Source organism: bacterium SCSIO 12643 (assembly GCA_024398135.1).
In the GTDB taxonomy this organism is placed as follows: domain Bacteria; phylum Bacteroidota; class Bacteroidia; order Flavobacteriales_G; family Salibacteraceae; genus CAJXZP01.
Genome location: CP073750.1, coordinates 809,041 through 830,017 on the forward strand (window position 1 = coordinate 809,041; position 20,977 = coordinate 830,017).

Here is a 20,977-nt window from a genome sequence, read left to right on the forward strand (position 1 = left end):
AATTCTCCGTCTGGGCATATGAATATTTAAAAATCACCCTCCAATAACAGCCAAAATATCGACCTAATTAGGTCTGCATACTTCACCACATCACTCTTCAATAGATTGATTGACCGAATTTTATTGCGCAATTCACAAGATTACCAAATTGTTAATAACGATGTTAACAAAGTTTTTAGAATGGTTAAAAACTCAGCTCATCTGACCAATAAGTTTGTAAGAGCAACACGGTTTTTATTCACCCAATAGGAGTAAATTAATGTTTGGCGTTTTTTTTAAGAAAAAGATTACAGAGGAAAAATTAGTCGACTATTTCGTATTTTCTACAGTTAAAATGGTAGATGATGCATTCGAAGATGTTGCTGATATTATCTGTTCTGATCAGGAGTTTAAAACGCGTCCGGTTATCGATGCCAAGCATAGTGATCCGTTTCTTTGGATTGTCATTGCGGGTAACATGAAATTTATTCCACGCTATTTTAACGATTATCAGGATATTCGTCTTTTAGAGGAAGCGCATAGAAAGTTTGCCAGAATTCTGGATCTTCCTGTTGATGTCTTTAAATCAGAAATTAAAAAATACCAGAATCTTTTTTCTCGTTTAAATCATCCGTCAAAAAACACTTTGTATGCAATGTCCAAAGCTGTATTCCATAAATATCATTTAAGTCAGTACCAGGATGAATATTTTAAGAAAATGGAGACTCCAAACCCGATTTTTCTTAAAAGATTAAATGAGCTTATGGAAGAGTTCCTTTTTAATTGGGAACAGTTTATCGAAGATTTTAAAATCGTTGAATAATTCTTAGCAAAAAAAGAAATAGTCTATCATTGACTTTTTCCCTTTTTCAGTAAAAAACTTTTTGATCTCTCTCTGAGCCATTGGGTTCGCTACAGTCACAATGTTTTGAGCATTATTCATGTCTTCAAGTACATTTACATGCATCAAATGCTGTCCATAAATTTGTTTCCCAATTTTCTTGGGGTTATCGCAAACCCATGTAAATGCAATATTCTTTTCAACCAGAGTATTGGCTATTCTTTTGCCCTTTTTACCTGCTCCCCATACCACCAATGATTTATTTAAGTCTAAATGAAGCTCAAGGAAATATTGTAGCTTGAGATCAATAAAAGTATGATCTGCATAGTTTACATGGGTTCGGGAAGTACGGCTAGAATAATCTCTCCATTGATGTAAAACCTGATCACAAGGGATACATCTCATATCATGTTTATAAAAGCGAAAAACCAGATCATAATCTTCAGGATATAAATCCGCATTAAAACCGCCACATATATCGAAATCCGCAATATGCATCATCCAACAAGGGGATGGAATCACACATTCTTTGTATAGCTCCAGATAATTCTCTCCTTTTGCGGTTAAACGGTTGAGCCAATCTTCGTAGCTTTTGTACCCGGGCCCCACGCCTTGCTCTGAAAAATACTGTACCTGACCAATGGCAATGTGTCCTCTTCCATTTCTGATTAACGAATTAAGCAACACTTCAAGCTTTTGAGACTCCATGATATCATCAGAATCCATTCTTGTTACATACGTACCCTTAGCATGAGAATATGCAGTACGCAAACCGGAAATAATTCCTTGCCCAGAATTCTTGAATAACTTTACTCTGGAATCCCTTTTACAGTATTCAGAAACGATCTGAAAGCTATTATCAGATGAATGATCGTCTACTAAAAGAATTTCCCAATTTGAATACGTTTGAGAAATTACTGAATCCAACATTTCGGGAAGAAATGCTGAAGTATTCTTAAATGGGGTTATTACGCTTATTAACGGTGTCTCTGTTTTCACGACAGACTATGTGACTTCAAAAATTCAAAATGATTCTCAGCCATCTCTAAAATGTCATCACCAATAGCCAGAGAAGCCGTTGCTGCCGGTGATGGCGCATTTAATACGTGAATCGCATGATCATTTGTTACAATTCTAAAATCATCTTTTGTATCCCCATCTTCTCTCAACAACAATGCTCTAACCCCAGAACCTCCAGGACGAATATCATCCATAGTCAGAGATGGAATAATTCTTTGTAATGTCTTTAAGAATAATCTCTTTGAGAAAGCTCTACGTTGTTCATCGATACCAAACTTCATGTTCTTAAAGAACAATTTCCAGGTACCTGAATACCCTAAAGCTTCAGCTGTATCCTTCAAACTAAAATCAGTCTTTTTATATCCTTCTCTTTTAAATGTAAATACCGCTGATGGTCCACATTCAATATCACCATTGGTCATCCTTGTAAAATGAACTCCCAAAAACGGGAATGCTGGATCTGGAACAGGATAAATCAGATTATTTACTTTGTGCTTTGCCTGATCAGTCAAAACATAATAATCACCTCTAAAACCTACTACACGTTCTTTTAACTTGATTCCATCTTTTCGTGCCATTCTATCTGCCTGTAGCCCCGCACAGAAAATGAACTTTTTGGTCGTATATTCTCCTTTATCGGTAATCAATCTACTCCCCCTCTCTTCACGAATAAAATCTATTGCTTTTTCTCCCAAAAGAATTTTACTCTCTGGTTGAATCTGAAGCATTAACTCACCCATTTTAACAGTAGCCCCAACATAATCGATAATACCTGTTTGAGGAACCCAAATTCCACCAATAGACTCTACATGCGGTTCTATTTCTTTTACCTCATCACCTGTCAAAAGTTTCAATCCATCTAAACCGTTGATCTTTCCTGTTTCCATGATTTTTTTCATGTATGGAATTTCTGATTCTTTAGTAGCAACAACCACCTTTCCACACACATCATGTTTAACACCATGTTCTTTCGCAAATGCAACGATTTCTTCTCTACCTTTCATGCAATTACGCGCCTTATGGCTCCCCGGTGTATAATACAATCCTGAATGGATTACACCCGAATTATGTCCTGTTTGATGCGCTGACAAACTCTTTTCTTTTTCTACTAAAAGAATCTTTAAATCCGGATATTTCTTTTGAATTTTATATGCGGTAGCTGCACCTACAATTCCTCCTCCGATAATTGTAATATCAAACTGTGACATAGACTTTATTTTTGCACAACAAATTTACGAATAGTCAATTAACCAACCTCTAACATAAGTCAGTTTAAACCGATTTGAAATTGTATTTCACGCGACTCATAACTACCACTGAAATAATAAAAAATATGGCTAAGAATAATGCTGAATTGTGCATATCGCCTGAAATCTCTTCAATAAATCCAAAGAAAAATGTTCCAATAACAATAGCTAACTTTTCAGTTACATCATAGAAGCTAAAAAATGTAGTATGTTCTCCCTCTGATGGTAACATTTTAGAATAGGTGGACCTCGCTAAGGACTGGATTCCTCCCATTACTAAACCAACCAAACCACCCATTGCATAGAACTTATATTCTACCAATGGATCATCTGCTTGCAGACTCCATGCGATTACTGTGATACTTGCCCATACAATCAAAGCAATAATGATGGCCTTGATATTACCTAGCCTACCTGACAACCATGAAAACAGTTGTGATCCGGCAATCGCTAAAAACTGAATGATTAAGATTGTGGTAATCATTTGTGTGGTCCCCATTCCCAGAACTTTTGTTCCAAATGGAGTCGCCAATAATATAATAGTCTGCACTCCGGTACTCAACAAAAAGAACCCTAATAAAAAAGTCTTGATCCCTTTCATATCCTGAAACTTCTGCCAGGTCTGTAATAATTGCTTATATCCATCCCAAACATGGTACATTTTAATCTTCACCTTACTACCCGATTTTGGCAATCCTCTAAATGTAATTTGAGCAAATCCTGCCCACCAAAGCGCTACTACTAAAAAACTAATCCTGGTAGCCATACCAGAATCTGAAATACCAAAGACATCGTAAAACTGAATAAAGGCCATTACCAATATCATCAATAACGAACTTCCCAAATAGCCCATAGCAAACCCTTTTCCACTAACTCTATCCTGATCTTTCTTAGGGACAATTTCTGGTAGATACGCATTGTAAAAAACCTGACTACCCCAAAAGCCAACACTTGCGATTACCGTTCCTAAAATTCCAATCCATAACGTATCTACTCCGTCAAAAAAGAACAACATGGCTACAGCTCCTGCTCCCATGTAACAAAACTGTTTCAAAAACTCTTTCTTTCTTGATGACAAATCCGCAATACCAGATAGAACCGGAGATAGCATCACTACAAGGAAAAAAGAAAATGACAAAGCGTAAGAATACAATACTGTATTGGTTATTTCTATTCCGAAAAAATTGACCTGATCTGTTGTTTCAGAACTTGTAACTGCATTATAATAAATAGGGAAAATGGCTGTTGAAATCACCAGAGAATATACAGAGTTCGCCCAGTCGTAAAACATCCAGGCTTTGGCTGCTCTGGAATCTTTGGTTACTTTATCTTGCATTTCACGAAGCTATTTAAAAAACTTAGGTATACAAAAAAGCGGCTATAAAGCCGCTTTTCTTAAGAATTTCATATTACTAGAGTGCCTTAAAACTAACACGTCTATTCTTCGCTAATGACGCCTGAGTTCCACTATCATCTAATGGTTCAGAACTCTTCATTCCCTTATATGATAAACGGCTGGCATCAATTCCATTTTTAACCAGATAGTCATAAATTGCTTTCGCTCTTTCTTCAGACAGGTCTTTTAAATTGTCTTTATGTTCTACTTTATCCATATGACCGATGATCTCAATTTTCAAACCTGGATTCGCTTTCATCAAGTCAATCACTTCACGAACTACAGCTGCAGAACTTGGAGAAGTAGAGTTCTTATTAAAGAATACAGTTTTTAACTCTACTTGTGCACCTGCATCCATTTCCATACCATCACTGGTACTTGAGCTGTATACAACTTTCATTTGATTACCTCCATCATCCGCATCATCACAAGCACAAACGTCAAGCTCTTCTAAATTAATTACACTTACATCATCAATGTAATAGTATGCCTCTTCTTTCTGTAATTGAGGGAATTCTTTCAACTTACGCTTTTTCATGAAATCCTTCTTATCCACCATATCTCCTGTTGCCACAAAGTTACCAATCGTAATATATCTTTCATTTCCTTGTGCAATGAAAACACCACATACGGTTTGCCAAGAATGTTGATCTTCATATACCTTATTCGCTGCGTTCCTAATTTGCGGTTTAATACTATAAGTTTCAATATCCTTTTGCTTAGGCTTTTTCTCACTAATATACATTCCAATATTATTGGACGCATACTTTGAAGTCTTTGATAAAACGATATTGAACTTCACACAATACTTTTTACCTGCAATTAATGCTTTAGTCAGTTTAACCTGTAAATGTGTGCGAGGTAATTTATCTCTACTACTAAACGCTCTGAATCCCGCATAATTCACTCCAGCATCCACATCCATATATCCTCTATCATTTGTTGGGATTCCGTAACCTTTTTTATTACCAGTGCCGTATAAATCTGCCTGGTTTTCCAAGCTTGGAGAAATCCATGGTGTTGCCAATGCAATTTCACCTTCTCCATTTTTTATTTTTTTCTCTGTTTGTTCAAAACTTCCATTTGGCACCAGGTTATTCTGTGCATACCCAAATGAAACCATCATAACAGCAGCCACCACGCTACCAAATTTCAAAATTCTCATAGTACTTATTTTTCTTAGAACATGTTATTTTTTACTGCATCTAACCACCTATAAATGCAAAGGATATACCACATTATATATCCTTAAAATTACAAGCTGCAAAATAGCAAATGGATTAGATGTAGCAAATGATAATGCTAACTATTTCAAAATGATCTCAAAAAAGGACTTAATTCTCGGGCAATACGGAGTTTAGCCATTTTCTTAAATGCTCAAATGCCACAACTAATACTTCATCTTTTGAGAGAAAAACATCATGCGTAGCTTTAGGTATTTCTATAATAGTAACATGCTTTCCTAACCTGGCAGCGTATTTCTTAATATGCTTGACATTTAGCACCACATCGGATTCAAAAATTTCTGGATCTTTACTCTTTTTATAAGATGTTTTGTCACTATGAAAAACCAAAATAGGGCAATCTATATTAGAGCTATTCTGAATAATCTTTTGAGCTTCATGAATCGCACGAAACCATCCAAAATACATCCTAAACCCAGACATTGGTTTAAATTTTTTACTGAAATCCCATCTACCCCAATGATCTTTATGTAAACTACGAGCATATATTCCCTTACCTCCAATTGGAGCAATCCACTCCGGAAAAACGTGTCCGATTTTGGCAATCCTTGGAATTAATCTTAATTGCCATTCAGGGATGTTAAATTCTAAAAACGGACTATTTAAAAATAAAGCATCAATTTGATCTTTTTTATTTCCAAAATTGGCATACATAGCTGCAACCAATCCTCCTGTTGAATGTCCATTAATGAGTAATTGATTATGATTATCCCGCTCTTTTATCAATTCTATCGCCTGATCAATTTCCTCATAATAATCCATTACCCTTCGGATATGATTGGGACGTTGATGGGCTAAAATGGATCTCCCATATTTCCTAAGTTCTAAGGCATAAAAATCAAATCCATGTTGCGTATACCATTCTGCTAAATGTTCTTGAAAGAAATAATCTGTATATCCATGAATATACATAATGGCTTTTTTGGTGGCTGTCTTTGCTCTGAGCTTAATTAAGACCGCAATGTTAGCGCCTTTAGAATCGGGTTCTAATGTCAATATTTCTTCCTCAAATTGACCCATATTACAATTTTACAAAAACATCATTTGAGTAAAAAATTTATTTATTTAAAACAAAAAAGCCCGAGTAAAATACTCAGGCTTTTCTATTGTCATCTCTCGATAATTATTTTACTAATTGTCTTTGTGAAGGCTTGAACTTCGTTAAAACAATACCATCGACTGCTGCTTCATATTCTTCCATGGTTGGAGTTCTTCCCAAAATGGTAGATAAGACTACAACCGGAGTTGATGATAATAAAGACTCTCCTTTCTTCTCATTCGAATCTTTTACAACTCTTCCCTGGAATAAACGAGTTGAAGTGGCCATTACCGTATCTCCCGGTTCAGCCTTCTCCTGATTACCCATACAAAGGTTACACCCAGGTCGCTCTAAGTATAAAATGTTTTCATACTTGGTACGTGCTGAACTTTTTGGATCATCATCATTAAAAACAAATCCTGAGTATTTTTCTAAAACATCCCAATCACCTTCTGCTTTCAACTCATCCACAATATTGTATGTTGGAGGAGCAACAACTAAAGGCGCTTTAAACTCAACTTTACCTTGTTGCGCCTCAATGTTCTTTAACATTTGTGCCAGGATTTTCATATCTCCCTTGTGCACCATACAAGATCCAACGAAACCTAAATCAACTTTCTTTGTACCACCGTAATATGACAACGGTCTGATTGTATCGTGCGTATATCGCTTAGAAACATCCTCATTATTCACATCCGGATCCGCAATCATTGGCTCAGCAATTTCATCTAAATCAACTACAACCTCGGCATAATATTTAGCGTTTGCATCAGGTTTTAATGCAGGCTTAACTCCTGTTTTTATTTCTTGAATTCGACTATTCGCCTTATCAACCAACCCTTTAAGAACCTGCTTTTCGTTATCCATACCTTTATCAATCATGATTTGGATACGGTCTCTTGCAATTTCTAAAGATTCAATTAATGTCTCATCTTCTGAAATACAGATAGAAGCTTTTGCTTTCATCTCAGCAGTCCAATCTGTAAATGTAAACGCCTGATCTGAAGTTAAGGTTCCAATATGAACTTCAATAATTCTACCCTGGAATACATTCTCTCCTCCAAACTGCTTTAACATTTGCTGTTGAGTCGCATGAACAACATCTCTGAAATCCATAAAGTTCCTCATATTCCCTTTAAATGTAACCTTAACAGACTCCGGAATTGGCATAGTCGCCTCTCCAGTGGCCAATGCTAATGCAACTGTTCCTGAATCCGCTCCAAAAGCTACACCTTTTGACATACGCGTGTGAGAATCTCCACCAATAATAACATCCCAATCATCCACCGCAATATCATTTAATACCTTGTGGATTACATCTGTCATAGCATGGTAATCTCCTTCAGGATCGCGTGCAGTAATCAAGCCGAAGTCATTCATAAACTTCATTAACCTTGGGATATTGGCTTTAGACTTATCATCCCAAACAGAAGCTGTATGACATCCAGACTGGTAACCTGCATCTACTATTGGAGAAATCACAGTAGCCGCCATCATTTCAAGCTCCTGAGAAGTCATTAAACCCGTAGTATCCTGAGAACCTACGATATTTACTTCTACACGCACATTTGATCCTGTATGTAAAGTTTTACCCGGAGTAGTTCCAACTGCATTCTTATTAAAAATCTTCTCTACCGCAGTTAACCCTTGTCCTTCAATTGAAATCTCTTTAGATGCTGCATAAACTTGTGGAACATCAATTCCTAATGCCTTACAAGCAAAAGTCTGGAGTTTCTTTCCGAAAACAACTGCATAAGACCCTCCAGCTTTGATGAACTCCATTTTTTGTGGCGTTAATGCCGCTGAGATATCTTTTAATTCCTGATCTCCGTTATAAAGTTTCTTGGTTTTGGTATTGATTGTTAAAACAGTTCCTGTTTCAACAGAATATTCTTGCTTTAAAATTGGCTCTCCATCTTCATCAACAACTGTGTTTCCTTCCGCATCTTTTTGCTTTACCCAGTTTTTAAGGTCAATTCCTATACCTCCTGTTACACCTACTGTTGTTAAGAAAATTGGAGCTATCCCATTTGTACCTGCGATAACAGGCGCAATATTTATAAATGGAACATATGGACTTGAAGGAATACCTGTCCACAATGCAACGTTGTTAACCCCCGACATCCTGGAAGATCCCACTCCCATGGTTCCTTTTTCAGCAATTAACATAATACGCTTATCAGGATGTTGTTCTTTGAGCGCTAATACTTCTTGTTGCATTTCCTTATTATGCTCAAAAATACACTGTCCATGTAACTCACGATCTGATCTCGAATGTGCATCTGCACCCGGAGATAATAAATCAGTAGAAATATCCCCTACACCAGCAATATAAGTTACAACTTGTATTTCTTCATCTATCTCTGGAAGCTTCGTAAAAAATTCTGCCTGGGCATAACTTTCAACGATTTCTTTCGCTACGGTATTTCCTGCATTCATTGCCTTTTCCAAACGTTCCGTATCAGCCTCATAAAGAAACACCTGCGTTTTAAGAACATTAGCAGCTGCTTCAGCAATTGTACTATCCGTTCCCAACGCTATATCTAGAAGTACCTCGATAGAAGGTCCTCCCTTCATATGGGATAACTGTTCAAATGCAAAATCCGGTGTAATTTCTTCTACAACTGACTCTCCAAGAATAATCTCTTTTAAAAACTTCGCTTTTACACCAGCTGCACTCGTTGTTCCCGGTAAAACATTATAAATGAAAAAATTAAGAGAATCCTTACGATATGGATTATCTAAATCTTTAATTTGGGAAATTATTTCTCTAACTAACTCTCCTCCGTCAATAGGTTTCGGATGAAGCCCCTGACCTTTTCTTTCTTCGATCTCTTTGATGTAATCTTCGTAATTCATAATAGAAGTCTTTTCAGTGTTATACGCAAGTTTATTTTATCGGAAGGCGACCGCTTATGCCTTACCCGCTTGTATGAATCGATATCATTTTACTGAAGCAATGCTCATTTCATTAGATCAAGATTCATACGATATAATTTGTTTTTATTTATCGTTTTCCAAGTGTCGCGAAAGTAAGAATTTTAAGGAGTGTTTTGGGTGTCAGTTGATACCAAAAATCAAATAGATTAATAAGTAAATTTTATTAAATATCTGAAACTTAAAAAATAAGTTATTTTAATTCGATTTTATACAAAACACATGCTTGAAGACGTGGAGAATTTTCTAAGAGAGGATGATTAAATTCTTTTACTTTTTCCAAACCAATCTTTTGCATCACTGCAATTGAAGGTATATTGATTTGAGGTGCTACACTAATGATTTCCGAAAGATTTAGATCATGTGCATACTCCAAACATCTTAAAGCTCCTTCGGTGGCATATCCATTTCCCCAAAACCTGGGAAAAATTCTCCATCCTATATCTGTAGCAGGTGTAAAGTCAGATTCATAGTTTTGATCGGCCAATCCTATAAAACCAATTGGGCTTTTTGATTCTAGTTCTTCAACCAGGAAATAACAATAATTCTTTTCTAAATAGAGATTTTGCATTCTTTGAATAAATGCTTCATTCTCCTGAGGTGATGGCATTTTAGGAAAATACCGCATCACTTCAATATTTGAATTCAATATATTTAAGAATTGGATATCCTTATCTTGCCACGCACGGAAGCCTAAACGTTTAGAAGTAAACCTATAAGCACTCATTAAAACTTATATCCAATTTGAACTCCATAACGATATCCTATAAAATTCAACTTCGCTCTTCCTCCGGTACTAAAATCCATATCATCCAGAATAACTTCCGAACCTGGTAAAAGCGTTGATAAAATCTCTTTGAAGTCTTTATAGAAATCACTATCCGGATCAATTGCAACCTGAGAATCAAATTTCACATTAAAATTATAGTGCGTATATGATGGCCCTACCAGAAACAAGTCTATTGAAAATCGATCTTTTATTATGAATTGGTACCCCAGCTGAATTCCTAGGTTATACATATAAAAATCTGTTTTAATTGCCACAGAATTTACCTGCACATTATCTTCAAACACCTGCGAGTTTCCTTCAAAATTTAAATGATATAGTGAAGTATAGGGGCCCCAGTATAATCCATCAGGTACTGGGTTAGCATTCCTATTCTTAAAGAAAAAACGGTAATCGGCATTAATATCAAAACCTCCTCTTTTTACCGCATCAAAAAACTGAATCGTTTCTCCATATTTATTCTTTCTTGGTGCTCTTTTTAGTAATCCACCTCCCACACTAAAAGTTTGTCCATTCTTGAGTACTCTTTCATAACTTAAAACAATACTCCCCGGACCTACCAATGCGATTGGAGTTAAGTTCCACTTAATAATATTGGGTCTTGCTACAATTTTTGTGGAGTCTTCCTGACTAAATGCAGGTAAACACATTATAGCAAGTAACCCGATTAATAGTTTATTTTTTAATTTCATCTTCAAGGTCAATATTGAAATACCCACCGGCATTTTGTTTTCTATGTATAGATTGTTTTATGATCAAATAGGAGACACCAACTAAATTTCTCAATTCACATAGCGGCACCGATAATTTTGATTTGTCGTATAGTTCTTCGGTTTCTTCCCAAATAAGCTTTAATCGTCTAAGTGCACGTTCCAATCGGATTTCGGATCTAACTATTGCTACATAATTACTCATCAATTGGCGTAACTCATGTCTGGTATGATTAATCAAAGCCAACTCTTTAGGATACACCATTCCATCATCGTTCCATTCCGGAATTTCACAAGATTCAAAAGTTTCATTTCGATCCACAATATCATTAAAGATATTATGGGAATAAACCAGTGCCTCCAACAATGAATTTGAAGCCAATCTATTGGCTCCATGAAGCCCTGTTCTTGAAACCTCTCCACTTGCATATAACCTATTGATTGTCGAACGCCCTCTCATATCTACTTTAATCCCTCCTGCGACATAGTGCGCAGCTGGTACAACAGGAATATATTGCTCAAACAAGTCTATTCCCACGCTCTTACATTTCTCATATATATTCGGAAAATGTTTCAAAAAATCCTTCTGATCTAAATGTGTACAGTCTAAAAATACGTGCTCAACTCCTTTTCGTTTCATTTCTGAATCAATCGCTCGTGCAACCACATCTCTTGAAGCCAATTCCCCACGATCATCATAATTATATACAAAACGTTCTCCATCAGAATGCACCAAATGTGCTCCAAAACCTCTTACTGCCTCAGAAATCAAAAATGCAGGACTTTTTCGAGGCTCATACAATGCGGTTGGATGAAATTGAATAAACTCTAAATCTTCAACTTTGGCCTTAGCCCGGTAAGCCATTGCTATTCCATCACCAGTAGCCACCTTAGGATTTGTGGTATACTGATAAACTTGTCCAATTCCTCCAGTTGCTAATACCGTATAATCAGCTTCAAAAAGCTCTACCTTTCCGGTCTCTTTATTGAATACATATGCTCCATAACAATTGATATTGTTCTTATCGTATTCTTTAAAGGTTAAATGGTGTTCTGTAACCAAATCTACCGCAAAATAGTGTTGATATACCGTAACGTTAGGCAATTCATCATTTCTCCGAATTAATGCCTGAGCCATTTCATAGCCGGTAATATCCTTATGGTGTACCACTCGTTTTTCGCTATGCCCACCTTCTCGACCTAAATCTAAATCACCTGATTTATTTTTATCGAATTCCGCTCCCCAGGATATCATTTCTTTCAATCGATCGGGAGCCTCATGAACCACCATATTCACAACATCGCGATCATTTAACCCGGCACCTGCACGCATAGTATCAGAGATATGTTTGTCGAAAGAATCTGTTACATTGTCTAAGACCACTGCAATACCGCCTTGCGCATAACGAGTATTAGACTCCTCCTCAGATGTTTTAGTAATCACCAAAACCTTCTTTTCAGGATATTTCTCTGCTAACTTAATAGATAAACTCAATCCCGCAATTCCGGAGCCAATAATGAGAAAGTCAGTGTGATTCATGTATTTACTTTTGAAATGTAAATTTACAACTCAGAGTTAAAAAGTAAAATGTAAGGAAACATATTTACGAAATCTCTAACATGCGCTTAATTGGCGTCAACGCTTTTTTACGCAACTCTTCATCCAATACAATCTCCGGACTTTCGTCTTTTAAGCAATCATATAATTTCTGCATGGTATTCAGTTTCATATATGGACACTCACTACAGTTACAACTTTCATCATCACCTACCGGAGCTGTCATTAAAATTTTATCTGGATTTTCTCTTTGCATTTCATGCAAAATTCCAGGTTCGGTTGCTACGATAAATTTCTTCTCTGAAGATTCTTTTACATAATTCAATAACCCTGTAGTGGAGCCCACAAACTCAGCTGCTTCTAAAATATGAGGAGCCGATTCCGGATGCGCGATAATATGCGCATCAGGATGCTTTTCTACCAACTTTAAGAGTTTTTCTATATCAAATGATTCGTGCACAATACACACCCCATCCCATAAAACCATTTCACGATCTAATTCTTTGACCAAATATTGACCTAAGTTTTTATCCGGTGCAAAAATGATTTTTTGATCTTTTGGTAATGATTCTACGATCTTTCTCGCATTTGAAGAAGTACAAATGATATCGGTCATCGCCTTAATATCAGCTGTACAATTGATATATGAAATCACCAGGTGGTCAGGATACTTTTCTTTGAATTTTCCAAAATCTTCAGGTGGACAGGAATCTGCCAGGGAACACCCTGCTTCCATATCAGGAATCACAACCTTTTTGGTCGGATTTAGGATTTTTGCCGTTTCACCCATAAAATGAACACCCGCAAAAACAATAATATCTGCATCGGTTTCTTCTGCTTTTCGAGATAACGCTAAACTATCTCCAACAAAGTCTGCTACATCCTGAATAGGTCCTACCTGATAATAATGCGCCAAGATAACTGCATTTTTTTCCTTCTTTAATCTGGTAATTTTATCAGCTAGCTCTTGATCTTTCGGATCAACGATGTACTTTTTTGTCTTGATTTCCATTTATCCAATCTTTAAACCACCCGTAATATTATTCACACCTACGGAAATGCAAATGTATAATTTTACACACGTTCAAATGTGACATTTCTCCATGAATAGAGCAAATATAGAAAACATCAGAATTGCTTTTGTATCTATAAAAAGTCAGGTTTTACGCAGTATTCTAACCGCATTAATCATTGCAATTGGAATTACTGCTTTAGTTGGAATCCTTACTGCTATAGACGCTCTAAAATCATCTATAAATGATCAATTCTCGACCATGGGTGCAAATAGCTTTTCGATTACCAATAAGAAGGAAAGCAATAAGAGACGTGGTGGAAAAAAAACAACCGCAACCGAAAACATTAATTACCAGCAAGCAGCTGAGTTTAAAAATAAATTTGACTTTCCCGGAACCGTTTCTATTTCGTGTCGTCCCAGAGGTGCTGCAGTGGTTAAATACAAGAAAAAAGAATCCAAACCCAATATCCCCATCTTCGGAACTGACGAAAACTATATCTCCACCAATGGTTTTACTCTCGAAAAGGGACGAAATTTCACTCCAAACGAATATACATCCGGAGCACATATTGCCATTATCGGAAATGAGATCGCCAGTGAAATTTTTGATGGTGTAAATCCCGTAGGAAAGATCATGCTTATAGGAAATATCAAATTTAAAGTGATTGGTGTTCTGGAGAAAAAAGGTAGCTCAATGGGTTTTGGTGGAGATCGAAATGTACTTATTCCGGTTCCCACTGCACGACAGTTTTTTGGGTATAAAAATATGGGATATACAGTTGCAGTTATGACTACCGGACCTGATAGACTGGAACTGGCCATAAACGAAGCAACCGGTTTATTTAGAATTATTCGTAAAGACCCATTAGGTAAATCTAATTCCTTTACAATATCCAGAAGTGATAGCTTATCTCAAAACTTAATAGAAAACCTCAGTATGGTTTCAGGTATTGCTACCATTATTGCATTTATCACTTTATTAGGTGCTGCAATTGGATTGATGAACATCATGTTGGTTTCCGTTACTGAAAGGACTAAAGAAATAGGTGTTCGAAAAGCTTTGGGAGCCACTGCTAACACGATTAAAAAACAATTTCTCACTGAAGCAGTGATGGTTTGTCAACTAGGAGGTATCATCGGAATCATCCTGGGCATTATTATTGGAAATGTTGTGGCTATGGCTATCGAGGTGAATTTCATTATTCCATGGTTGTGGATTTTTACCGCAATAAGTCTAACATTTATTACCGGCATTATCGCAGGATACTATCCAGCAAGCAAAGCTGCTAATCTGGATCCTATTGAATCTTTAAGGTATGAATAGACAACCACCAAGATAAAATTCAAACTATTAGACATAAAAAAAGCCGTTAATTGAATTAACGGCTTTTTCTTAGTTTAAACTCTTATTGTTATTCTCCAACTACTTCGAAAGTAATTGATTGCTCCACTTCTTTATGGAATTTGATTTTCGCTTCATAAGAACCTACATTCTTAATTGGCTCATTTACAATTGAGATATTTTTTCTATCCACAGCAACACCTAAGTTTGTAATTGCTTCAGCTAGTTGGATTGTATTCACAGATCCAAAAATCTTTCCACTCTCACCAACTTTAGCACCAATCTTAATTGACATAGCTTCTAATTTCGCAGCGAAACCTTTAGCTTCTTCAACCAATTTAGCCTCTTTATGTGCTCTTTGACGTAAATTTTCTTCTCTAACTTTTTTAGCTGATTCAGTAGCCAAAATAGCTTTACCTGTAGGAATTAAGAAATTTCTTCCGTAACCTGGTTTAACAGTTACCAAGTCATTAGTATATCCTAACCCTTCTATATTTTCTTTTAATATGATTTCCATTTCTGACCTCCTTATTTTAACATATCAGCTACATAAGGCATTAAAGCCAAATGACGTGCTCTTTTTACAGCAGTAGCCACTTTTCTTTGATATTTTACAGACGTCCCAGTAATTCTTCTTGGAAGTAATTTACCTTGCTCGTTCACAAATTTTAAAAGAAACTTAGGATCTTTATAGTCAATATACTTAATCCCTGATTTCTTAAAACGACAATATTTGTCTTTCTTTACTTCAATCGCAATTGGAGATAAATATCTGATTTCTGATGAATTTCCAGCCATTTTTAATGTTTTAATAAATTAACGAATTAAGCTTTTGCTTCTTTCTTTGTTCTGCGGCTTTCAGCAAATGCGATGTGATGCTTCTCCATTTTTACAGTCAAAAATCTTAAGATTCTCTCATCACGCTTAAATTCAACCTCTAATTTACTGATCAATTCTCCTGGAGCTTCAAACTCGAATAAGTGATAAAAACCAGTTGATTTTTTCTGGATTTGATACGCCATTTTACGTAGTCCCCAGTTCTCTTGGTGGATCATTTTCGCACCATTTGCTTTCAAGTAACTCTCAAACTTGCCTACTGCTTCCTTTACCTGATCTTCAGATAAAACGGGAGTTAAAATGAAAACAGTTTCATACCTTGTTTGCATTGTAATAAATTTAATTTTACTTCCCCAAAATTGGGTCGGCAAAAGTAGTTCTTTTTCGCATAAAACCAAATCCTTTTAATCTTTTAAAAACAAGGCGATTAAGCTTAAAAAAGCAATACGTAATTCAGACATTCTACATATGATTTATTATATTTGGTTAAATCAAACTAAACAGACATGAAAAAAACACTACTATCGATGGCAGTATTTATGCTGGCCCTGTTGAATGTCTCTTTTGCCGGAGACGATGATGGAAACATGAAAAAAGGTATTCGTGCCGGTTGGCAAGCCTCGAATTTTTATGGAGATAATTACGACAATAATTCAGAAAACTTCAACTCTTTTTATGTTGGGATTTTTGGAGAAAAGAAACTTATTCCACTACTGCGTTTAGGAGTTGGGCTTGAGTATTCTCAAACCGGTTCGGTATCGACCGTTTTTGACAATACTAAATATGTTAGAAGTCAAATTTACCTTCCAATTTATGCTAAAGTTAAATTAGGCCCCGTTTATGCTCAGGGAGGATTGTCTCCAACTTTTGGTATTGGAAATAAATTCACCTTATTAGATGAAGAACAATCTTTAGATGATGATGCCAAAACAAGTACTTTTGACGCACCAGTATTTCTAGGATTAGGGGTTAAAATATTAATGATATCCGTTGAAGCCAGATATAACTGGGGGACATCAAATTTATCAAAGTTGGATAACACCAATTATAAACAACAATATTTCCAATTAGGAGCTGCAATCTCTTTCTAAGAGTTCACACCATATTATTATAAGAAGCACTAGATTAACCTAGTGCTTTTTTTATGCACAATTTATAAATAAGCTCTTTCCAAATTAGGACGATTTAATTTTCATTATACTTTTGTTGCAGCACGTAATTGTATGGAGAATTTTATTGTTTCAGCTAGAAAATATAGGCCAACTACCTGGGAAAGCGTAGTCGGGCAAAAAGCTATTACAGAAACATTAAAAAGTGCCATTGAAAACAATCATTTGGCTCAGGCTTTCTTACTTACCGGACCACGAGGAGTTGGTAAAACAACTACGGCCAGAATTCTAGCAAAAACCATTAATCGGAATGATTTAGATCAGGAAGTAAATGAAGATGAAGATTTCGCTTTTAACATCTTCGAGTTAGATGCCGCATCTAATAATACAGTGGAAGATATTAGACAACTAATCGATCAGGTTAGAATTCCACCTCAAATAGGAAGTCATAAAGTGTATATCATTGATGAGGTTCATATGTTATCCTCTGCAGCTTTTAATGCTTTCCTTAAAACACTAGAAGAGCCACCTGAGCATGCGATATTCATTCTGGCTACTACCGAAAAACATAAGGTGATTCCTACCATTATTTCAAGATGTCAGGTATTCGATTTTCAGCGTATAAATAATAGTGATATTGTTGGCCATCTGCATTACATTGCAAAACAGGAAAGTATTTCTGCTGAAGACGATGCATTACATACTATAGCTCAAAAAGCAGATGGAGGAATGCGCGATGCCTTATCAATCTTTGATCAAATCGTTAGTTTTTCAGGAAATACCATTACATATAAGAATGTAATTGAGAATTTAAATATTCTGGACTTTGAATTCTATTTCAAGGTGACTGATTTAATTCTCGAACAAAACGCATCCGGAGCGCTACTCCTATTTAATCAAGTGCTTGAAAAAGGTTTTGATGGCCATAATTTTATTGTAGGAATAGCAAGTCATTTTAGAGATTTGCTTGTAGCATCTAATCCGCAAACACTTTCTTTATTAGAAACCAGCGAAAATCTTAAAGAGCGTTATTTGTCCCAAGCCGGTAAATGTAATCCTGAATTCTTATTAGATGCTCTACAATTACTTTCTGATGTTGACTTCAGATATAAAACCAGTAAAAACCAGCGATTGCTGGTTGAAGTCTGTTTGATGCAGCTTTCCTCTATTGGCGTGGGAAGTGAAAAAAAAAATTAAAAACGTTTCGTGATTACCCGATATTTGTTGCTCAATTAACCAATAAATCGGCTAGTACAACAGCTGCTGTCGGAAACACAAACACATCATCCACTCCACAGAAACCAACCTCTGACATCCCTCCGTCAACACCTCCTCCTTCAGTAAGTCAAGCACCACCTAAGGTATATGCGAATCAAACTACTGCAAGAAGAAGGAAGTCTATGATTCGAATCAAACCTCAGGAATCAGAAGAAAAAGAAAAAGTCGCCAAATATTACGGTGATGAACCTTTTACTCTTGATCATCTAAAGGCTAAATGGAACATTTATACTGATAGAGTCAAAGAAATATCCGGAGGTTTTTCGGCTAGTGTTTTATCGGGTTGTGAACCTCAGATATTAGAAGATCAAAAAACAATTCACCTGGTTTTCAGAAACGAAACCAATGAACTGGAATTTACCAGACTGTCTCTTGACTTAATCGAATTTTTAAAGGAAGAACTGAAAAACAATCATATCAACTTCCAAACAGAGGTGAATAAGCAAAAAGCCAAGAAGGTTTTATATACCAATAAAGATAAGTTTGACCATTTTACAGAAAAATACCCGCAACTAAACGATTGGGCCGATAAGCTTAAACTAGAGTTAAAATAAAAATATTTGATTTATTTCTTGATAAATGGCTGAACCGCCATTAAAGACTCATCACTTACTATTCTGATATAATAAGTTCCTGCTGCGAAGCTCGAAACATCAATAGTATACAGATACTCATCGCCATAATAGTTATCTGTTTCCCTAACCAGAATTTTACCCGTTACATCATAAATGGCATAATCTAACTCATTTTTATTTGCTCCTGAAAACGAGAAATTGATCACATTTGTTGCTACGGTAGGGAACAGTTTTAAATTCTCGTTTACATAAATACGGTGTGCATCCTGAGGGAAGATACTCACACTCGTAATAAACTGTGTTGTATCACATGCATTTGCAGCAGTTAAAGTCACATCGTAATTCCCAACACTAGCATAAGTATGTAGAGGATTAACAGACGTTGAAGTATTCCCGTCACCAAAATCCCATGTTAAACCAACACTCACATTAGACAAATTTGTAAACTGTACATTTGGACTGGTTACTAAATGTGAGAAATCCGCATTTGGATATAATAACTCTGTAACCACTTTTTCGTCCGAAGCAGCACAAGCTCCATTGGTTACCGTTACGCTGTATGTTCCTGCACTACCAATCCAATGATTGGCTGAAGTATCGCCATCATTCCAAAGATAGCTATCATAATTGTTTCCTAACAAGATATAGTTTCCATCACCACTACAAATTGAAGTATCCGGACCAAGATTTACATTTACATTATAATTGTTTACGTAAACGGATTTCACAGATTCGCAACCATTCAAATCCGTTACCGTAACAGAATAAATCCCTGGAGAAGTTATTAATGGGTTTTGACTTGTACTTCCATTAGACCACTGATATGCTGAGAACCATCCCACATCCATTACGAATGGAGTAAAATTACACATCACACTATCATTAAAAGTAATCTCCGGTAAAGGGTTTACAATTACCTGTACAGTATCAATACCAATACATCCATGTGGCCCGGTAACCGTCACTACATAATTCCCTGAATTAGTAATCGTAATACTACTTGAAGTATCTCCCGTATTCCATATATAAGAATTGAAATTGTTCGCAGCATTTAACACTGTTGAATCTCCGTTACAAATATTTACTTGCGTTGGAGTTCCTGAGCTTGGTAACGCTGCATACTGTACGTCCATAGTATCCGCATAAGTACATCCATGTGTATCCACAACCTGAACAGAATACACCCCAGCCTGATCGATAGTGATGCCATCTCCAGTGCTTCCATTTGCCCATTGATATGTGACAAAATTCGCAGATAATGTTGTAGATAAAATCACACCATCACATAATACCGTGTCTCCAGGCAATAATGGTCCTGGTGCTTCATGAACATCCAAAAACATAGAATCTACCGTTGAACATCCATTTTCATCCTCCACCGTTACTCTATAATTTCCTTGTTGCTGTACTGATCTTGAAGGTCCCGAATGACCATTATCCCAAGAATATGAATGAAAGTTTGTTGAAAGATTCAATGGTAACACTTCATTGGTACAAATTGCAGTATCTCTAAGTTCATTTACTATAAACGGGTTGAAAACATGCACTGTTACATTGATCGTATCATTTGAAGAATTAATATCTCCAGGACCGTTAATCGCCCAAATAGATAAAGAGAAATGTCCTTCAGAAGGAAAAGCTAATGCAGGAAGATTAACCATTTCGCTGGAATTTGGGTAGATATTACCCGACCAACTCATAGTTCCACTTTGATCTGAAGAGAAAAACCATCCAATTTGAACATTTCGAATTGTATCTAATCCTGAATTAGATAAATTCAAAACAACTTGCGCGTTATTCTTTTCAGAGTAACAAACACTTATATCTGTTGTATTGGAAACATCGAGATCAGAGACACACGCTCCAGGACCAGCAGGACCTAACCCATGACCATCAGCGTACGTTATCGTTGAATATAACATCAACACTAACCATACTAAAATATGCGGCTTTAAATTCAAAAAATGTATTATCTAATCATCAAGTCAATTGAAGCCATAAAATTAACAAAAGTTTTCAATTTCCAATAGATTGTTAACTATTTGGTAATAAAATTCTTACTT

19 protein-coding genes are annotated in these 20,977 nt (G+C 36.1%); 5 read left to right on the top strand and 14 right to left on the bottom strand.

Translation table 11 applies throughout. The features are described from left to right. Nucleotides 1-259: 259 nt before the first annotated feature. Complete coding sequence (locus tag KFE94_03515) at nt 260-802, top strand: hypothetical protein (GenBank protein ID UTW67195.1); 543 nt, start codon at nt 260-262, stop codon at nt 800-802. Between the two features lie 3 nt (nt 803-805). Here KFE94_03515 and KFE94_03520 read toward each other — a convergent pair whose 3' ends face one another. From KFE94_03520 to nadA, 10 genes are all read right to left on the bottom strand, one after another. Continuing rightward, entirely contained in the window at nt 806-1,750 is a 945-nt protein-coding gene (locus tag KFE94_03520; GenBank protein ID UTW68202.1) for a glycosyltransferase family 2 protein, read from the bottom strand. 65 nt (nt 1,751-1,815) lie between these two features. Next, a complete protein-coding gene (gene lhgO, locus KFE94_03525; GenBank protein ID UTW67196.1) occupies nt 1,816-3,048 on the bottom strand; it encodes an L-2-hydroxyglutarate oxidase in 1,233 nt (410 codons plus the stop codon). Between the two features lie 64 nt (nt 3,049-3,112). Continuing rightward, a complete protein-coding gene (locus KFE94_03530; GenBank protein UTW67197.1) occupies nt 3,113-4,423 on the bottom strand; it encodes an MFS transporter in 1,311 nt (436 codons plus the stop codon). 76 nt (nt 4,424-4,499) lie between these two features. Further along, the gene (locus KFE94_03535; GenBank protein UTW67198.1) at nt 4,500-5,648 is read right to left on the bottom strand and encodes an OmpA family protein; all 1,149 of its coding nucleotides are present in this window, start codon (nt 5,646-5,648) and stop codon (nt 4,500-4,502) included. Nucleotides 5,649-5,817: 169 nt separating this feature from the next. Continuing rightward, on the bottom strand, nt 5,818-6,747 hold the full coding sequence (locus KFE94_03540; protein ID UTW67199.1) for an alpha/beta hydrolase: 930 nt from the start codon (nt 6,745-6,747) through the stop codon (nt 5,818-5,820). A 103-nt stretch (nt 6,748-6,850) separates the two neighbouring features. Then, nucleotides 6,851-9,625, bottom strand: a complete 2,775-nt coding sequence (locus KFE94_03545; GenBank protein ID UTW67200.1) for a bifunctional aconitate hydratase 2/2-methylisocitrate dehydratase — start codon at nt 9,623-9,625, stop codon at nt 6,851-6,853. A gap of 271 nt (nt 9,626-9,896) precedes the next feature. Continuing rightward, complete coding sequence (locus KFE94_03550; protein ID UTW67201.1) at nt 9,897-10,430, bottom strand: GNAT family N-acetyltransferase; 534 nt, start codon at nt 10,428-10,430, stop codon at nt 9,897-9,899. Then, nucleotides 10,430-11,182: a DUF3575 domain-containing protein gene (locus KFE94_03555; GenBank protein UTW67202.1), complete on the bottom strand. Its 753-nt coding sequence runs from the start codon at nt 11,180-11,182 to the stop codon at nt 10,430-10,432. Before KFE94_03555 ends, KFE94_03550 begins: the two co-directional genes overlap by 1 nt. Beyond that, entirely contained in the window at nt 11,166-12,740 is a 1,575-nt protein-coding gene (nadB, locus tag KFE94_03560; protein UTW67203.1) for an L-aspartate oxidase, read from the bottom strand. Before nadB ends, KFE94_03555 begins: the two co-directional genes overlap by 17 nt. A 64-nt stretch (nt 12,741-12,804) precedes the next feature. Further along, nucleotides 12,805-13,770, bottom strand: coding sequence for a quinolinate synthase NadA (gene nadA / locus KFE94_03565; protein ID UTW67204.1), 966 nt, complete (start codon nt 13,768-13,770; stop codon nt 12,805-12,807). 91 nt (nt 13,771-13,861) lie between these two features. Here nadA and KFE94_03570 point away from each other — a divergent pair, with 91 nt between their 5' ends. Further along, a complete protein-coding gene (locus KFE94_03570) occupies nt 13,862-15,097 on the top strand; it encodes an ABC transporter permease (protein UTW67205.1) in 1,236 nt (411 codons plus the stop codon). A gap of 88 nt (nt 15,098-15,185) precedes the next feature. Here KFE94_03570 and rplI read toward each other — a convergent pair whose 3' ends face one another. From rplI to KFE94_03585, 3 genes are read right to left on the bottom strand one after another with little or no spacing between them, the layout of a single operon-like run. After that, the gene (gene rplI, locus KFE94_03575; protein ID UTW67206.1) at nt 15,186-15,632 is read right to left on the bottom strand and encodes a 50S ribosomal protein L9; all 447 of its coding nucleotides are present in this window, start codon (nt 15,630-15,632) and stop codon (nt 15,186-15,188) included. 11 nt (nt 15,633-15,643) lie between these two features. Then, complete coding sequence (gene rpsR / locus KFE94_03580; GenBank protein UTW67207.1) at nt 15,644-15,913, bottom strand: 30S ribosomal protein S18; 270 nt, start codon at nt 15,911-15,913, stop codon at nt 15,644-15,646. A 26-nt stretch (nt 15,914-15,939) separates the two neighbouring features. Beyond that, complete coding sequence (locus tag KFE94_03585; GenBank protein UTW67208.1) at nt 15,940-16,281, bottom strand: 30S ribosomal protein S6; 342 nt, start codon at nt 16,279-16,281, stop codon at nt 15,940-15,942. Between the two features lie 177 nt (nt 16,282-16,458). Here KFE94_03585 and KFE94_03590 point away from each other — a divergent pair, with 177 nt between their 5' ends. The 3 genes from KFE94_03590 to KFE94_03600 all read left to right on the top strand — a co-directional run bounded on the left by KFE94_03590 (nt 16,459) and on the right by KFE94_03600 (nt 18,893). After that, the gene (locus KFE94_03590) at nt 16,459-17,043 is read left to right on the top strand and encodes an outer membrane beta-barrel protein (protein ID UTW67209.1); all 585 of its coding nucleotides are present in this window, start codon (nt 16,459-16,461) and stop codon (nt 17,041-17,043) included. Nucleotides 17,044-17,175: 132 nt separating this feature from the next. Next, nucleotides 17,176-18,258, top strand: a complete 1,083-nt coding sequence (gene dnaX, locus KFE94_03595) for a DNA polymerase III subunit gamma/tau (GenBank protein UTW67210.1) — start codon at nt 17,176-17,178, stop codon at nt 18,256-18,258. A 203-nt stretch (nt 18,259-18,461) separates the two neighbouring features. Then, complete coding sequence (locus tag KFE94_03600) at nt 18,462-18,893, top strand: hypothetical protein (GenBank protein ID UTW67211.1); 432 nt, start codon at nt 18,462-18,464, stop codon at nt 18,891-18,893. An 11-nt stretch (nt 18,894-18,904) separates the two neighbouring features. Here the strand turns inward: KFE94_03600 and KFE94_03605 are convergent, their stop codons facing one another. Beyond that, on the bottom strand, nt 18,905-20,875 hold the full coding sequence (locus KFE94_03605; GenBank protein ID UTW67212.1) for a PKD domain-containing protein: 1,971 nt from the start codon (nt 20,873-20,875) through the stop codon (nt 18,905-18,907). Nucleotides 20,876-20,977 lie beyond the last annotated feature (102 nt).

Coding starts and splice junctions, on each gene's coding strand:
- nadB (UTW67203.1), bottom strand. CDS start 12,740: ATGAATCACACTGACTTTCTCATTATTGGCTCCGGAATTGCGGGATTG.
- KFE94_03555 (UTW67202.1), bottom strand. CDS start 11,182: ATGAAATTAAAAAATAAACTATTAATCGGGTTACTTGCTATAATGTGT.
- KFE94_03545 (UTW67200.1), bottom strand. CDS start 9,625: ATGAATTACGAAGATTACATCAAAGAGATCGAAGAAAGAAAAGGTCAG.
- KFE94_03520 (UTW68202.1), bottom strand. CDS start 1,750: ATGTTGGATTCAGTAATTTCTCAAACGTATTCAAATTGGGAAATTCTT.
- rpsR (UTW67207.1), bottom strand. CDS start 15,913: ATGGCTGGAAATTCATCAGAAATCAGATATTTATCTCCAATTGCGATT.
- rplI (UTW67206.1), bottom strand. CDS start 15,632: ATGGAAATCATATTAAAAGAAAATATAGAAGGGTTAGGATATACTAAT.
- KFE94_03550 (UTW67201.1), bottom strand. CDS start 10,430: ATGAGTGCTTATAGGTTTACTTCTAAACGTTTAGGCTTCCGTGCGTGG.
- KFE94_03535 (UTW67198.1), bottom strand. CDS start 5,648: ATGAGAATTTTGAAATTTGGTAGCGTGGTGGCTGCTGTTATGATGGTT.
- KFE94_03590 (UTW67209.1), top strand. CDS start 16,459: ATGAAAAAAACACTACTATCGATGGCAGTATTTATGCTGGCCCTGTTG.
- KFE94_03600 (UTW67211.1), top strand. CDS start 18,462: ATGATTCGAATCAAACCTCAGGAATCAGAAGAAAAAGAAAAAGTCGCC.
- KFE94_03540 (UTW67199.1), bottom strand. CDS start 6,747: ATGGGTCAATTTGAGGAAGAAATATTGACATTAGAACCCGATTCTAAA.
- KFE94_03570 (UTW67205.1), top strand. CDS start 13,862: ATGAATAGAGCAAATATAGAAAACATCAGAATTGCTTTTGTATCTATA.
- KFE94_03530 (UTW67197.1), bottom strand. CDS start 4,423: ATGCAAGATAAAGTAACCAAAGATTCCAGAGCAGCCAAAGCCTGGATG.
- KFE94_03515 (UTW67195.1), top strand. CDS start 260: ATGTTTGGCGTTTTTTTTAAGAAAAAGATTACAGAGGAAAAATTAGTC.
- dnaX (UTW67210.1), top strand. CDS start 17,176: ATGGAGAATTTTATTGTTTCAGCTAGAAAATATAGGCCAACTACCTGG.
- lhgO (UTW67196.1), bottom strand. CDS start 3,048: ATGTCACAGTTTGATATTACAATTATCGGAGGAGGAATTGTAGGTGCA.
- KFE94_03585 (UTW67208.1), bottom strand. CDS start 16,281: ATGCAAACAAGGTATGAAACTGTTTTCATTTTAACTCCCGTTTTATCT.
- nadA (UTW67204.1), bottom strand. CDS start 13,770: ATGGAAATCAAGACAAAAAAGTACATCGTTGATCCGAAAGATCAAGAG.